Raw genomic sequence first — 14786 nt, forward strand, 5'->3', positions numbered from 1 at the left:
AAGACACACCCGTCCTCGTCGGCTGGACCGCCGAGGAGGCGACCGTCATCCGGCAGGCGGCGCCTGCACCTCAGCCCAGTAACAGTTGGGTAAGCCCGAACGGGCCATAAGGAGTCAACATGACAGAACCGGAAAGAAGCCATCTCTCAGGTAAGGCCCTGGAAGTGTATGACCGCATGCTGGAGCGTGTGCAAACGCGGCTGCGGGAATTCGAGAATACCTCATTGCAGACCCTGGAGGACGAGGTCCAAAAGGCTGTGGAGTTCGAGTACGAACTGGAGGAGATGACCCGGGAAGAAGCCGACCTGCTGGGCGAATACCTCAAGCGGGATCTGGAGCATTTGCTGCACTTCGTCGATGAAACCGGCGAGGGGCTTCGGGAGTGGCTGCAGCTAGACATAGCCCTTCTTGAGCATCAGTTGGCAGACAGCCTGTTCTCGATTGCCGACAAGACCCTGGTGGACACCCTGGAGCTGAAACAGAAGCTGGAAAACAAGGAAGTGGGCCAGTATATCTCGGGCGAAGTGGCCACGGCGGGCATGTTCCAGTGCCTGAATTGCGGGCACATGCGGTGCCTCACCGCCACCAGCCACCTGGAGCCCTGCGAGGCCTGCGGCTCACACTACTACGAGCGGGTTACGAGCCGCTGGCCGAAACAGGAGGAATAACGCGCTCGCGCACGAACACGATCAGGATCACGGCGAGAGTCAGTACCGGCCAGGAGCCGGTTTGCATATAGGGCGTGCTTCCGCTGGCGGTGAACACCTCACCGGTGAGCGTGGCGCGCTCGAACTGCGGGATGGTCTGCGTCAGCTCGCCCCGATGGTTGATGATCGCGGTCACGCCATTGTTGGTACCCCGGACCATGTAACGGCCGGTTTCCAGGGCGCGCATCCGGGCGATCTGCAGGTGCTGCAGCGGGCCGATGGAATCGCCGAACCAGCCGTCGTTGCTGATGGTCAGCAGGAGGCCCGAGCCTCGGGCGTTGAAGGCCACGAAATCCGGATAGGCCACCTCGTAGCAGATAAACGGCATCACCTTGACGCCATTGGCGAGCAGCGGGTCTTGCCATTCCGGGCCGCGGGTGAAATCGCTCATGGGCAGGTCGAAGAACCCAATCAGCCCTCGCAGCACACTCTGCAGCGGCACATACTCCCCGAAGGGCACCAGCTTCTGCTTGTGGTACATGCCTTCGCCATTGCCGATGGCCATGATGCTGTTGTGGAAGGTGAAATCCTCGATGCGGTCGCTGAAGCCGTACCAGGGAATGCCGGTGATCAGGGTACTGTTCTCGCCAAGCTGTTCATCGATGTGATCAATGATCTTGCCCGCCTGGTCCTGGGGAATCGGAATGGCCGTTTCTGGCCAGAGTATCAGGTCGGTGTTCCAGTGGTCCTCAGTCATGCCGAGGTAGGTGACGATCTGGTCTTTCAGAAACTCCGGGTCCCACTTGATCTGCTGGGGAATGTTGCCCTGCATGGCAGCGAAGCTTGTGGGCTCCGAGGCCAGCTCGGTCCACTGGATGCGGTTCATGGCGGGGGCTGCCAGCCAGGGAATCAGCGCCACGACAACCGTGATGCCCGCAGCCACGGGCCGCCGGTCCCGAATCAGCCACCAGACACCGTAAAGCGCTGCGCCGGAGACCGCAATCCAGAAGGTGATCCCATGCACGCCGGTCAACGGGGCGAGGCCAGCCAGCGGACCGTCGGTGTGGGCCGTGCCCAGGTAGAGCCAGGGAAATCCGGTCAGCAGCCAGCTCCGGAGCCAGTCTCCCAGAATCCAGATGGCCGGGAACAGGATAAGGCGGCGAACCGGGTTCTGCTTTGCCAGTTTGCCCCAGAACCAGAAGGCCAGGCCGTGGAACAGGGCCAGGCCGGCCACGAAAATCACCGTCAGCAACACCGCGATCGGGATCGCGGTGTTGCCGTGTTCACTAATGCTGACGTAGACCCAGCTGGCGCCGCTGGCAAACAGACCCAGTCCGGTAAACCAGCCGGCCCGGAAAAGCTTTTCCGGGGCCTGGGGCACCGTTACCAGCAGGATGAGCACCATGGAGACAGGCCCCAGCCACCACAGGTGAAAGGGCGAGAACGTCAACGTCTGCAGGGCGCCGGCCAGCAGAAGCGTGGCGGCACCCAGCCAGCCGTTCGATGACAGGGGTGTGCTCAGGGATTGACGCGTGGTTTCACTGCTCACTGCGGGTTACCTGCAACAGACGGATAACACGGTTGTCGGCGTTGGCAATGGCAAAATTCAAACCACCAAACTCCACCGACTCGCCCCGTCTGGGCAAGTGTCCGAACTCCTTGAGTACCAGGCCGCCGATGGTGTCGAATTCCTCTTCGTCCAGCTCGGTCTCGAAAAACTCGTTGAAGTCATCAATCGGAGTGACCGCCTTGACGGCGTAACTGCCATCACCCCGGGCCTTGATGTTGGTTTCCTCGTCGAAATCGTGCTCGTCCTCGATCTCGCCGACGATCTGCTCGAGCACGTCCTCGATGGTAATCAGGCCAGCGGTACCGCCATACTCGTCCACCACGATGGCCATGTGGTTGCGGTTCTCCTTGAACTCCTTGAGCAACTGGTTCAGGCGCTTGCTCTCGGGCACAAAGTTGGGTGGCCGCAGGATCTCGCGGATGCGGTTCCAGTTCAGGTCGTTGTTCAGGGCAAGGGGAAGCAGATCCTTGGCAAGCAGGATGCCGATCACATCATCCTGGCTGTCGCCAATCACCGGGAAACGGCTGTGGGCGGATTCCATGATCTCACTCAGGAATTCCTTGGGCTCCTGGGACGCTTTGACGGTGACCATCTGTGAGCGGGGAATCATGATTTCATCCACGCGCATGTCGATCACCTGCATCGCACCTTCGATAATGCTCATGGCATCGGTGTCGATGATATTCTGGGACTCAGCGTCCCGCAGGATTTCCAGCACGTCCTCGACGGACTCAGGCCCGCTGGAAAAGGCCTGTGATATACGATCCAGCCAGGACTTGCTGCCCTGACTGCGACTCGACTGATCGTCGCTCATGAGTCTTGTTCCGTTTCCTCTGCTTCGTAGGGGTTGCCATATCCAAGCTGCGCAAGCAGCCGGATTTCGAGGGCTTCCATGACCTCGGCATCTTCATCTTCAATGTGATCGTAGCCCTGGAGATGCAGCATGCCGTGGATCACCATGTGGGCCCAGTGGGCCTCCAGGGTTTTTTGCTGCTCCCGGGCCTCGCTTTCCACGACCGGTGCGCAAATCACCAGATCGCCGGCCAATGGCACCGTTATACCGGGTGGCGCCTCAAATGGGAAGGACAACACGTTGGTCGGGTAGTCCTTGCCCCGGTATTGATGGTTCAGCGCCTGGCTCTCTTCAGACCCGACAATACGGATCGTCACCTCGGACGGATCCTCTCCTTGCCAGGCTAACTGTGCCCAGTCACGAACCAGCTCTTCCCGGGGCACGCCACGGCCCTCGAACACAGGCTGGAAATCAACGGTCAAATTGCTCATTGGCCCGTTGCACTCGTATCGTCAAACGAATCATAGGCTTCCACAATTCGCTGAACCAGCGGATGACGCACTACGTCTTTGGCCTCAAACCGGGTAAACCCGATGCCCGGCACCTTGCTGAGCACGGTGGCCGCGTGAATCAACCCGGAATTCTGCCCCCGCGGCAGGTCCACCTGGGTGGTATCACCGGTGATCACCGCGGTGGAGCCAAAACCGATCCGGGTCAGGAACATCTTCATCTGTTCCCGGGTGGTGTTCTGGCTCTCATCCAGGATGATGAACGAATTGTTCAGGGTTCGCCCACGCATGAACGCCAGGGGCGCAATCTCGATCACACTCTTCTCGATCAGACGGGTGACCTGGTCAAAACCGAGCATCTCGTAAAGCGCGTCGTAAAGGGGCCGCAGGTACGGGTCCACCTTCTGGGCCAGATCCCCGGGCAGGAACCCCAGTTTCTCCCCGGCCTCCACCGCCGGCCGCACCAGTAGAATCCGCTTCACCTGCTCGTCTTTCAACGCCTCCACGGCACAGGCCACCGCGAGCCAGGTTTTGCCGGTACCGGCCGGGCCGATGCCGAAGTTGATGTCGTGGGTGCGTATGTTGTGCACATACTTCTGCTGATTCGCCCCGCGCGGCTTGGCAGTGAGCTTCGGCGTCTTGATCACGGTGACCGCGCCGTTGTACGGCACATCCTCGGGCAGGCGCTCAAAGCCGGTCTCCCGGATGAACAGATGCACCGTATCCAGCGGAATGTCGTCCGTCGCCTCGGTTTCCCGGTACAGATGACGAATTACCTCGACAGCAGCGGCCACATGCTCGGTTTCCCCTTCCACCCGAAAATGATGGCCCCTGCGGCCGACCTTCACCTGAAGGCGTTTCTCGATCATCTTCAGGTTGTCATCAAACTGTCCACACAACGTCGCCAGCCGACGCTGGTCCACGGGATGCAGGTCAAATTGTCTGTGATCGTTGGCGTTCAAAAGTGCTCCGTTTTCGTTTACTCCCGTGGTTTTTGGTTCCGGGAGTACGAGTTTCTGGATTGGATTGGGGTGTTTGGCAGGTGGCGCTTCCCAAAAAGCGCCCGCGAGTACGTCCCTGTAGGGCTCGGTCGTGCCATCCCTGGCACTCCACGTTTTTGGGAAGCGCCACCTGCCAAACACCCGCCAGACTATTTGCAGGCCCGAACGTTAAAAAACAAGTAGGGCGTATTTACCGGTGAAAGCTTCTTCGGCCATGCAAGGGAGTAATAAGCGGAGAGTGGTGCGTATGGCTTCCCAAAAATGTCGGCGGCCATGGATGGCCGACGCCAAGCGCACATGGATGTGCTCGTAGCGTTTTTTGGGAAGCCATACGCACCACTCGCCCTACACCAAACCCCAGACGAATACGAAACCAGGCCTAAAACAAATCCGAATTCACAGGCACCCCGCGAAGAGAGTTGGGATAAGCCTCAACAATCTCGACATCTATAAAGTGCCCAACCACCTCCGGATTCTCATGCCGGAAGTTCACAATCCGGTTATTCTCCGTACGCCCCGCATACTCGCCAGGGTCCTTCTTCGACAAGCCCGTCACCAGAATACGCTGGGTGGAGCCCACCATCTTGCGGCTGATGTCCATCACATTCTGGTTCAGCCGGTCCTGCAGGATGCTCAGGCGCTGCTTCTTCACCTCCATCGGCGTGTCGTCCGGCAGGTCCGACGCAGGCGTGCCCGGGCGGGCGCTGTAAACGAAGCTGAAGGACATGTCGAAGCCGATGTCGTTGATCAGCTTCATGGTGTCCTCGAAATCCTTCTCGGTTTCGCCCGGGAAGCCAATGATGAAGTCCGAGGAAAAACTGATGTCCGGGCGGATCTTGCGCAGGCGGCGGAGCTTGGATTTGTACTCCAGGGCGGTGTGGCCACGCTTCATGGCCGCCAGGATCCGGTCGGAGCCACTCTGCACCGGCAGATGCAGGTGGCTGACCAGTTCCGGCACGCGCTCGTAGACCTCGATCAGGGCATCGGAGAACTCCACCGGGTGGCTGGTGGTATAGCGGATGCGATCAATGCCGTCGATGGTGGCGATCAGTTCGATCAGCTCGGCCAGGTCCATGGTGTCGCCGTCGTGGGTCTCACCCCGGTAGGCGTTCACGTTCTGTCCCAGCAGGTTCACTTCGCGCACGCCCTGGCTGGCCAGGTGGGCCACTTCGGCAATCACGTCATCCGCCGGGCGGCTGACTTCCTCGCCGCGGGTGTAGGGCACCACGCAGAAGGTGCAGTATTTACTGCAGCCTTCCATGATGGATACAAACGCGGAGGGGCCGTCGGCGCCGGGCTCAGGCAGGTTGTCGAACTTCTCGATCTCCGGGAAGCTGACGTCCACCACGCCCACGCCATTACCCTTGGCGCGGACTTCGGTAATCATGTCCGGCAGGCGGTGCAGCGTTTGTGGGCCGAACACCATGTCCACGTAGGGTGCACGGTCGATGATGGCCTGGCCTTCCTGGGAGGCCACGCAGCCGCCAACGCCGATGATCAGGTCGGGTTTCTTGCTCTTGAGTCCTTTCCAGCGGCCAAGCTGGTGGAATACCTTCTCCTGGGCTTTTTCCCGGATGGAGCAGGTGTTCAGCAGCAGGATGTCGGCGTCATCGGGCGAGTCGGTCATTTCAACGCGCTCGCCGGTCTTGAGCAGGTCTGCCATGCGGGCAGAGTCATACTCGTTCATCTGACAGCCGTGGGTTTTGATGTACAGCTTCTTGGCCATGGGTCTCACGTGGTCTGGTGCGTAACGGGTGGATGGTGCGCCGGGTATCGGGTGCTTCTAGCGTAGGCGCCAGCAAAAAGGAACTGCGTATTATAACGGGGTGCTCATTCTTCAACCACCTCTGTCTCGGGTTGTTGCTAGCCTGGTTGTGTTACTATTCCGCGCCTCAGGCAAACTCTTACTATGAAAAACCAATGACTCCCGAACGTCTCGCCCGAATCAAACAGACCCTCGACACCCGGCAACCGGACCTGAGTGTCCTCACCGACCAGGTCCACAAACCGCGGAACCTGTCCGCCATCATCCGCTCCTGCGATGCCTTTGGTCTGGCCAACATGCACGTGGTGTGGCCCCGGGAGGGATTCCGCGCATTTCGAAAGACGGCTGGCGGCAGTTTTAACTGGGTGACCACGCACACCCATCGGAGCATGGATGACGCGATGGCGTCGCTGAGGGCGCAGGGGCACAAGCTTTATGCCGCCCAGCTTTCCGACCGGGCCATTGATTTCCGGGAGGCGGACTACACGGTGCCCTGCACGGTGATTATGGGCAACGAGGTGGATGGGGTCAGTGCCGATGCCGCCGCCCAGGCCGATGAGCACATTGTGATTCCGATGATGGGCATGGTGGAGTCGCTGAACGTGTCATCCGCCTGCGCGATCATCCTGTCGGAGGCGCAGAGGCAGCGGAAGCTGGCGGGTCTGTTTGATCAGCGGCGGTTGCCGGAGGACGAATACAACCGTCTGCTGTTCCACTGGTGTCAGCCCACCGTCAAGCGCTACTGCGACGACCGCAATCTGCCGTACCCGTCGATTGATCCGGAAACCGGGGAACTGATCGACGGGGTGGGCTGGATGCAGGAGGTGCGTAAGCTGCGGGCCAAAAAGCGCCAGAATCTCACTCCTCGCGAGCTTCCAGATACCGCTGAAGCTGCTCCCGCAGGGCCTTCGGAAGCCGGGTGATGGTCAGCGCGTCCTTGTCCCGGTCGTAGTACACCGCCTGGTTCACCAGGTCCGAGGAGAAGGACACGCTCATACCGCCGCCGGAGCCGGCAATGCGCACCAGTTTCTTCACCTTCCGGTGGTCTGGGTGCAGCACGCCGCTTTCCGGCAGTTCCGCTGTTTTGGAGGCGAATTCCTTGAACCGCTGCGGCTCGTTTTCATCCAAATAGCCAGACAGCGCCTCGATTTCCACCGGCTCGCCCAGGGCGTGCTGCTCCTTGCAGAATTCGTAGGCCTTGATGCGCACCTCGCCGGCTTTCTCCGGCTCGGAAGACTTGGCAAAGGCTTCAACAGCGTCCAGGAAGGTCAGGGTTTCTTTCTCCACGTCCACCTGGTTGGTGAACCCGCAAAGGCGAATAAACAAGTCGCCCGGCTCGCCGGTGCCGCGGCCGTGCACCAGGGTGAGGTAGTTCTCCGCCGGGTTGTTGCTGCGCCAGTCGTCCAACTCGATGCGTACCGCCAGGTTCAGGCGGGACAGGCTCAATACATCCGTGGCGTCCAGCGACTGTTTGCCATCGAACCGCAGGGCGCTGTCGGTCTCCAGAATAAACAGGTAGACCACCTCGGAATCTGCCAGGGCGTCGTGCACGATCATCAGGTGGCCGTCGAATTCTTCCTGGCTGCCGGTCAGCAGCTCCTGCCACTGGCCGAACAGTCGATCTGTCAAGGCGCCAAAGCTCTGCTTGTCTTCCAGATAGTCCTTGAGCCAGGCGCTGAACGGGCATTCGCCCAGATCTTCGGAGAACCGGCCGTATTTCTTGCCCGGTTTGCTGTTGAACAGGCGCTTCATCTGCTTGTGGAGACTCTCGTATTCTCCTCCAGGCTCCGATAATGGCTCCCCGGCAACAAGTCGCGCGGTCTTTCCCGGCTGAAAGTGACCGAAAAAAGCCGTCCTCAACCCTTTGATTGCCATTGCTGAATATGTCCTTTTGCGATTGTCGTGAATAGAAAGCGTATACACCACGAATTCACTGGGATGGTATAGCTGATTGGTGCGAGAGCCAATGCCGAAAGGTCGTCTATTTTTTGCCAAATCTGTGCACGTAACTTGTGCCACCGCCCGATTTAAGAGCGATCGCAGGCCTAAAAGGTTCGCCGAACTAAGTTTGGTTGTTGTTCAAGTATCTGTTATTAAGTGGTTTTTTCGAGTTGGCGTATTGTGTGCCTTCTGATTGGTTGGGTGGGTCAGTGCGTAGTTAGTGGTTTGGCCTGTACCCAGGAACATTACTTCAAGCAAAGGCGCTTAGCGTTCCGAAGGTTTCTTCGGAGCTATAAGCGTTTTTTTGTCTTAGGACCTGTCGGTTAATCGTATAAGGGGATCATTAATGAGGTGTGCGACAATGAAAAAAGTAGGCATGGCTGTTATCGCGGGCTTGGCCGGTAGTTCGGTGCAGGCGCAGAACGTAGAACTTCACGAAGCCTTCAGTGGTGGTACGGTGTACGGCGATCTCCGCCTGCGTTATGAGCAAGTTCAACAAGACAACGCGCTCAAGGATGCTGAAGGCGTAACGATGCGAACGCGTCTTGGGTATCGAACGTTAGATTATTTTGGCGTCTCGGGACTCGTGGAATTCGAGGATTCGCGAAACGTTCTTGGCTTCGACGATTACAACGATACGCTGGGTAAAAATACCAATTACTCCGTTATTGCTGATCCTGAAACAACAGAGCTGGATCAGGCCTACCTGCAGTACAAGGTTGGCCAGGTAACAGGGCGGCTGGGTCGACAAGTCATCACCTACGACAATCATCGCTTTGTTGGTCATGTGGGCTGGCGCCAGGACCGACAAACCTTTGATGCTGCACGCCTGACCTATACCCCATTAGCTAGTGTTACAGTTGACTACGCCTACCTAAGCCAACGCAACCGCATTTTTGCAGAAAGCCGGGATCTGCCTTCGAAGGATCACTTGGTTAATGCGCGCTACCAATCGCCTCTTGGCAGCATAACCGGCTACGCTTACCTGCTCGAGGTCGACAAAGGGGCTGATAACGCGCTCGATACCTTTGGGGTTCGATACGTTGGGCAGTCCGACCTCGAATCACTAGCGATCAATTACACGGCGGAGTACGCGACTCAAACGTCGGAATCGGGCAATAATGAGTTTGATGCGGACTACTATCTGTTTGAGGTTGGAATAAGCGCTGTCAATCTTACGATTCTTGCAGGATATGAGGTTTTGGGGTCAGACAATGGCCAGTATGGGTTTTCCACCCCGTTGGCGACGTTGCACGCTCAAAATGGCTGGGCCGATCAATTTTTGGCCACTCCGTCCGGCGGGTTGGAGGATCTGTCGTTTACTGTGAAAGCTCCGCTCGCTGGGGGCAATTTAACTGCGCGCTACCACGAATACAGTGCTAGCGACTCATCGGTAAATGCCGATGATCTGGGGAGTGAAGTTGATCTTGCCTATCAGCGTCCCTTTGCGCAGCACTACTCTGCTGGCATTAAATACGCTCGCTACATGGCAGGAGATGCGGCGGCAGGAAAAGTGGATACTGACAAGCTCTGGGTGACGCTCGGCGCCAAGTTCTGAGAGTGATGTTGAAAACAGCAGTATGACTCCGATCCGGACGGTTCGGAGTCATACTGCATTTAGTGGGTCCTTAAATACGCCGGTTACGCACCAGATCCTGAACCAGTTTGCTGACGACTTCGGGAATGTCGAGGCTGTTATCAGCGGCGGCAGATGCCGACGCCAGCTCAGAACCCAGGGTTACCGCAATGGCAATAAGCCCATGAGCCGATACTAACTGAGCAGCGCGGCGACGGTCATCTGCATTGCCAGCATTTTCCTCGCTCAGCACCACCGACGTTTTGCCTTGATCAAAGAGTGCGCGCTCAAGCGCGATTGCCAGAGCTTGAGCCTGCTTGCCGTTACAGGCAATGATGGCCGGCTTCTGGGCCAGGCGACGCTCGCGCTCCTCGGCGGTGACCGGATCCAGGGATTCGCTGCCGTCGGCCAGGCCGGCGACCATGCCTGCGCCGATGGTCACGTTGCTCAGTCGGTCGATCACGATGAAGCTACCGGTGGCGTGGTTGCGCTGGTAGGCGTCAAACGCGATCGGCTGGTTCAGGGTCAACTCGCACAGGCCGATTTCGTTGAGCTGAAGCTGGCTCGGGTTGGCCTGCTGCTCCAGAGTGTTTACATCGGTCTGGTGGTGAATCTTCTTGACCGTGCCGGAGGTGAACGTCGGGCCCAGCTTGATGTCGTAGAGGCGACCGGTCTCGAGCGGGGCGTCGGTCATCCACACGATGTTGGCGTTGAAGCGGTTGGCCACTTCCGGCTCGTCTTCAACTTTGACCAGCATGTCGCCACGGCTGACGTCGATCTCGTCGGTCAGGGTCAGGGTGATGGCCTGGTCAATGTAGGCTTCCTCGAGCTTGCCATCGTAGGTGACGATTTCCTTCACGGTGCTGGTGCGCCGGGAGGGCAGGGCCATGACCTTTTCGCCCGGGCGGATCACGCCGGAGGCGATGGTGCCGCAGAAACCCCGGAAGTTCAGGTTCGGGCGGGTGACGTACTGCACCGGGAAGCGGAAGTGCTCCAGGTTCTTGTCGCGGCCCACTTCCACGGTTTCCAGGATTTCCATCAGAGGCTGGCCGGTGAACCAGGGCGTGTTCTCGCTCTTGTTCACCACATTATCGCCTTCCAGGGCGGAGATCGGCACAAAGCGGATATCTTTCAGGCCCAATTTGGCGGCGAACGCCAGGTAGTCGTCCTTGATTTCGTTGAAGCGCTCTTCACTGAAATCCACCAGGTCCATCTTGTTCACCGCCACCACGATGTGGCGAATGCCCAGCAGGGAGGCGATGTACGAGTGCCGGCGGGTCTGGGTCAGCACACCGTGGCGGGCGTCGATCATCAGGATCGCGACCTGCGCGGTGGAGGCGCCGGTAGCCATGTTGCGGGTGTACTGCTCGTGGCCCGGGGTATCGGCGATGATGAACTTGCGTTTGTCGGTGGAGAAGTAGCGGTAGGCCACGTCGATGGTGATGCCCTGTTCCCGCTCAGCCTGCAGGCCGTCCACCAAAAGGGCGAGGTCCAGTTTCTCGCCGGTGGTACCCATCTTGGCACTGTCGGTTTTCAGGCTGGCCATGTGATCTTCGTAGATCATCTTGGTGTCGTGCAGCAGGCGGCCAATGAGCGTGCTCTTGCCGTCGTCCACGCTGCCGCAGGTGAGCAGGCGCAGGAGTTCCTTGTTTTCGTGCTGCTTCAGGTAGGCCTGAATATCTTCTGCAATCAGATCAGACTGGTGTGACATCTTAGAAATACCCTTCCCGCTTTTTCTGTTCCATGGAGCCGGCTGAATCGTGGTCGATGACCCGGCCCTGACGCTCGGAGCTCTTGGCCAGCAACATTTCCTGGATGATGTCCGGGAGTGTGGCCGCCTCGGATTCGATGGCGCCGGTCAGCGGGTAACAGCCCAGGGTGCGGAAGCGGACGGATTTCATCATTGGCTTCTCGCCTTCCTTCAGGGGCATGCGATCGTCGTCCACCATGATCAGCGTGCCATCGCGCTCCACCACGGGACGTTCGGCCGCGAAGTACAGGGGAACAATGTCGATGTTCTCGAGGTAGATGTACTGCCAGATATCCAGCTCGGTCCAGTTGGAGAGCGGGAACACACGTATGCTCTCACCCTTGTTGATTTTGCCGTTGTAGATGTTCCACAGCTCGGGCCGCTGGTTCTTCGGGTCCCAGCGGTGGTGTTCGTCGCGGAACGAGTACACACGCTCCTTGGCCCGGGACTTCTCTTCGTCACGGCGGGCACCGCCAAAGGCCGCGTCGAACTTGTACTTGTTCAGGGCCTGCTTCAGCGCCTGGGTCTTCATCACATCGGTGTGCTTGGCGCTGCCGTGAGTAAACGGGCCGATGCCCTGGGCCACGCCTTCCTGATTGGTGTGCACGATCAGGTCCAGGCCAAACTTCTCTGCCACATTGTCCCGGAACTTGATCATGTCGCGGAACTTCCAGGTGGTGTCGATGTGCATCAGCGGAAAGGGCGGTTTGCCCGGGTAGAACGCCTTAAGGGCCAGGTGCAGCATTACTGCGGAATCCTTGCCGATGGAGTAGAGCATCACCGGATTGTCGAACTCGGCTGCCACTTCCCGAATGATGTGGATGCTTTCGGCTTCCAGCTGTTTAAGATGTGTGAGGTTGTATGTGGTCATGGTTATCCATTGCCGCCGTGCGGGCCGTTATGGCTATGCGTGTGAATAGCGCAACTATACCAGAGGCGGCAAGGGCATAAGAAGGTGGCCAACTAGACATTGGCGTTATAACAATATAGCGCGCAACTGGCGCATGGCCGCGCAGATGGGAGTTGGAGGCGCTCGATCAGACTGGATTGCGGGAGTCGGCCAGCAGCTTGGAGACGTAGCGATCTACGTAATCGAAACCGTTGCCTTCGAATTCAGCGAACTGGATACCCACCTGGAATTCGTCCCGGGCGATCCGGCGCATGTGTACGATGTTGCCATCGGCGATGATGGACACAGGCTGCTTGGCCACCACCGGCACCGAAAAACGGGTTTTCACGGCAATCCAGTGGCCCGGCGCCGGTGCCCTCTGTTCGGGAATCAACTGCTTCACGATTTCCTGACTACAGGACACCATCACGCCCGTGCGCGAGAGGTTGGAAACCGAGCAGGTCAGGCAGCAGCCATCCGGTTTCTCGATGGTGATATCGGTGGCAACGTCCACCCTCTGTTGATTGCGCAGGTTCAGTTTCACGGCGACCGGTCTCATTTTCACTCTTTGAGCGTGTCTGGTTTCGAATGAGGCTGCCTTTCCCATAGTTCTCTTCCAGAAAAACACTTGTACGCACTATAAACGCATGAAAGTGTAGTTGTTTATTTTGTGATCAGCAAGAAGTCTGCCGTTAATTGTGGCAGTTTTATTAAATCTTTCTGAACAGAGTGTCACAAATTTTGATCCCTGTCGGTACAATTCGCGCATCTGGCCGGGCTGAGACCTGCTGCAGCCGCATCCTGCGTCGTGTAAAATCCCGGCTTTGACACTCTGTAGGGCCTGAAAAGCCCGGGGATACGCGCTTTCTATGACAGACAACACCCAAAGCCAGCCTACCGCATCAGGTAACGGCAAAGTCGGTTTCATCAGCCTTGGATGCCCCAAGGCGCTTGTGGACTCCGAGCGGATTCTCACCCAACTGCGGCTGGACGGTTACGATGTCGTGCCCACGTACGACGACGCCGACATCGTGGTGGTGAACACCTGTGGCTTTATCGACGCGGCCAAGCAGGAATCCCTGGACGCCATTGGCGAAGCCATCAACGAGAACGGCAAGGTGATCGTCACCGGTTGCATGGGCGTTGAAGCTGACAAGATTCGCGACACCCACCCGGGCGTGCTTGCCGTTTCAGGTCCTCATGCCTACGAGGAAGTGGTCGGCGCCGTGCACCAGTTCGTGCCTCCGAAGAAGCAACACGATCCTTTCACCGATCTGGTTCCGCCCCAGGGTATCAAACTGACACCCCGGCACTTCGCGTACCTGAAAATCTCCGAAGGCTGCAACCATCGTTGTACCTTTTGCATCATTCCCTCCATGCGGGGCGATCTGGTCAGCCGCCCGATCGGCGACGTTATGGACGAAGCCAAGCGCCTGGTGGATGCCGGCGTCAAAGAACTGTTGGTGATCTCCCAGGACACCTCCGCCTACGGCGTGGACACCAAGTACCGCACCGGTTTCTGGCAGGGGCGCCCCCTGAAGACCAAAATGCAGTCCCTGTGCGAGGCCCTGGGTGAACTGGGCGTTTGGGTGCGCCTGCACTACGTGTATCCGTATCCCCACGTGGACGACGTTATTCCACTTATGGCCGAGGGCAAGATCCTGCCGTACCTGGACATCCCGTTCCAGCACGCGAGCCCGCGGGTGCTCAAGGCCATGAAACGCCCGGCCCACGACAGCAAGACCCTCGAGCGCATTCGCAAGTGGCGGGAAATCTGCCCCGAGCTGACCATCCGCTCCACCTTCATCGTCGGCTTCCCGGGCGAAACGGAGGAAGACTTCCAGTACCTGCTGGACTGGCTGGACGAAGCTCAGCTGGACCGCGTTGGCGCGTTCAAATACAGCGCCGTTGAGGGCGCCAAGGCCAACGAACTGGAAGGTGCGGTTCCGGAGGAGGTCAAAGAGGAACGCCTTGCCCGGTTTATGGAGAAGCAGGCCGAGATCTCAGCGGCCCGGCTGCAGGCCAAGGTTGGCAAGACCATCGAGGTGCTCATCGACGAGGTGGACGAGGAGGGCGCCATTGGCCGCTCCAAGGCGGATGCCCCGGAGATCGACGGCATGGTTTACCTTAACGACGAGACCGACTTGGTGCCCGGCGAAATTGTCCAGGCCGTGGTTGAGCATGCCGATGAGCATGATCTTTGGGCTCGGCTTCTTTGATGGCTTTCGGCTTGGGCACCTAGCTTGTTGAATTCGGGGGCGAGCCTCGGCGGGAGGAGCCTTCCAAAAACCGCTACGAGCACATCCATGTGCGCTTGGCGTCGGCCATCCTTGGCCGCCGACATT

General features: G+C 58.7%; 13 protein-coding genes. 4 read left to right on the forward strand and 9 right to left on the reverse strand.

The genetic code is table 11. The annotated features are described in order from the left end of the window. The first annotated feature begins 119 nt into the window (after window positions 1-119). Window positions 120-668, forward strand: coding sequence for a zinc ribbon-containing protein (locus ACFC20_RS16880; protein ID WP_375194010.1), 549 nt, complete (start codon window positions 120-122; stop codon window positions 666-668). On the opposite strand, the gene lnt is transcribed toward ACFC20_RS16880, so the two are convergent. From lnt to miaB, 5 genes are all read right to left on the reverse strand, one after another. Continuing rightward, complete coding sequence (gene lnt / locus ACFC20_RS16885) at window positions 637-2196, reverse strand: apolipoprotein N-acyltransferase (RefSeq protein ID WP_375194011.1); 1560 nt, start codon at window positions 2194-2196, stop codon at window positions 637-639. The genes ACFC20_RS16880 and lnt overlap by 32 nt on opposite strands. After that, window positions 2186-3031 carry an HlyC/CorC family transporter gene (locus ACFC20_RS16890; protein ID WP_375194012.1) on the reverse strand — a complete coding sequence of 282 codons (846 nt, stop codon included), beginning with the start codon at window positions 3029-3031 and terminating at the stop codon, window positions 2186-2188. Before ACFC20_RS16890 ends, lnt begins: the two co-directional genes overlap by 11 nt. Beyond that, entirely contained in the window at window positions 3028-3501 is a 474-nt protein-coding gene (gene ybeY, locus ACFC20_RS16895; RefSeq protein WP_375194013.1) for an rRNA maturation RNase YbeY, read from the reverse strand. Before ybeY ends, ACFC20_RS16890 begins: the two co-directional genes overlap by 4 nt. Further along, window positions 3498-4481: a PhoH family protein gene (locus ACFC20_RS16900; RefSeq protein WP_375194014.1), complete on the reverse strand. Its 984-nt coding sequence runs from the start codon at window positions 4479-4481 to the stop codon at window positions 3498-3500. Before ACFC20_RS16900 ends, ybeY begins: the two co-directional genes overlap by 4 nt. Before the next feature lie 418 nt (window positions 4482-4899). Then, window positions 4900-6246, reverse strand: a complete 1347-nt coding sequence (gene miaB, locus ACFC20_RS16905) for a tRNA (N6-isopentenyl adenosine(37)-C2)-methylthiotransferase MiaB (protein WP_375194015.1) — start codon at window positions 6244-6246, stop codon at window positions 4900-4902. A 194-nt stretch (window positions 6247-6440) separates the two neighbouring features. On the opposite strand from miaB, the gene trmH reads away from it, so the two are divergent. Then, the gene (gene trmH, locus ACFC20_RS16910; protein ID WP_375194016.1) at window positions 6441-7208 is read left to right on the forward strand and encodes a tRNA (guanosine(18)-2'-O)-methyltransferase TrmH; all 768 of its coding nucleotides are present in this window, start codon (window positions 6441-6443) and stop codon (window positions 7206-7208) included. On the opposite strand, the gene ACFC20_RS16915 is transcribed toward trmH, so the two are convergent. Next, window positions 7144-8160, reverse strand: a complete 1017-nt coding sequence (locus tag ACFC20_RS16915) for a nucleoid-associated protein (protein WP_375194017.1) — start codon at window positions 8158-8160, stop codon at window positions 7144-7146. The genes trmH and ACFC20_RS16915 overlap by 65 nt on opposite strands. A 427-nt stretch (window positions 8161-8587) precedes the next feature. Here ACFC20_RS16915 and ACFC20_RS16920 point away from each other — a divergent pair, with 427 nt between their 5' ends. Then, complete coding sequence (locus tag ACFC20_RS16920; protein WP_375194018.1) at window positions 8588-9784, forward strand: alginate export family protein; 1197 nt, start codon at window positions 8588-8590, stop codon at window positions 9782-9784. A gap of 70 nt (window positions 9785-9854) precedes the next feature. Here ACFC20_RS16920 and cysN read toward each other — a convergent pair whose 3' ends face one another. From cysN to ACFC20_RS16935, 3 genes are all read right to left on the reverse strand, one after another. After that, entirely contained in the window at window positions 9855-11513 is a 1659-nt protein-coding gene (cysN, locus tag ACFC20_RS16925) for a sulfate adenylyltransferase subunit CysN (protein ID WP_375194019.1), read from the reverse strand. A 1-nt stretch (window position 11514) separates the two neighbouring features. Next, window positions 11515-12423, reverse strand: coding sequence for a sulfate adenylyltransferase subunit CysD (cysD, locus tag ACFC20_RS16930; RefSeq protein WP_091986720.1), 909 nt, complete (start codon window positions 12421-12423; stop codon window positions 11515-11517). Between the two features lie 166 nt (window positions 12424-12589). Beyond that, a complete protein-coding gene (locus tag ACFC20_RS16935; RefSeq protein WP_375194020.1) occupies window positions 12590-13000 on the reverse strand; it encodes a PilZ domain-containing protein in 411 nt (136 codons plus the stop codon). Window positions 13001-13310: 310 nt separating this feature from the next. Here ACFC20_RS16935 and rimO point away from each other — a divergent pair, with 310 nt between their 5' ends. Next, entirely contained in the window at window positions 13311-14660 is a 1350-nt protein-coding gene (rimO, locus tag ACFC20_RS16940) for a 30S ribosomal protein S12 methylthiotransferase RimO (RefSeq protein ID WP_375194021.1), read from the forward strand. The last annotated feature ends 126 nt before the right edge of the window (window positions 14661-14786 follow it).

The organism is Marinobacter sp. (assembly GCF_041984545.1).
Lineage (GTDB): Bacteria > Pseudomonadota > Gammaproteobacteria > Pseudomonadales > Oleiphilaceae > Marinobacter.

Excerpts from the sequence above, each read along its gene's own strand:
- ACFC20_RS16880 (WP_375194010.1), top strand. The coding sequence starts at position 120 with ATGACAGAACCGGAAAGAAGCCATCTCTCAGGTAAGGCCCTGGAAGTG.
- ACFC20_RS16890 (WP_375194012.1), bottom strand. The coding sequence starts at position 3,031 with ATGAGCGACGATCAGTCGAGTCGCAGTCAGGGCAGCAAGTCCTGGCTG.
- ybeY (WP_375194013.1), bottom strand. The coding sequence starts at position 3,501 with ATGAGCAATTTGACCGTTGATTTCCAGCCTGTGTTCGAGGGCCGTGGC.
- miaB (WP_375194015.1), bottom strand. The coding sequence starts at position 6,246 with ATGGCCAAGAAGCTGTACATCAAAACCCACGGCTGTCAGATGAACGAG.
- trmH (WP_375194016.1), top strand. The coding sequence starts at position 6,441 with ATGACTCCCGAACGTCTCGCCCGAATCAAACAGACCCTCGACACCCGG.
- ACFC20_RS16915 (WP_375194017.1), bottom strand. The coding sequence starts at position 8,160 with ATGGCAATCAAAGGGTTGAGGACGGCTTTTTTCGGTCACTTTCAGCCG.
- ACFC20_RS16920 (WP_375194018.1), top strand. The coding sequence starts at position 8,588 with ATGAAAAAAGTAGGCATGGCTGTTATCGCGGGCTTGGCCGGTAGTTCG.
- cysN (WP_375194019.1), bottom strand. The coding sequence starts at position 11,513 with ATGTCACACCAGTCTGATCTGATTGCAGAAGATATTCAGGCCTACCTG.
- cysD (WP_091986720.1), bottom strand. The coding sequence starts at position 12,423 with ATGACCACATACAACCTCACACATCTTAAACAGCTGGAAGCCGAAAGC.
- ACFC20_RS16935 (WP_375194020.1), bottom strand. The coding sequence starts at position 13,000 with ATGAGACCGGTCGCCGTGAAACTGAACCTGCGCAATCAACAGAGGGTG.
- rimO (WP_375194021.1), top strand. The coding sequence starts at position 13,311 with ATGACAGACAACACCCAAAGCCAGCCTACCGCATCAGGTAACGGCAAA.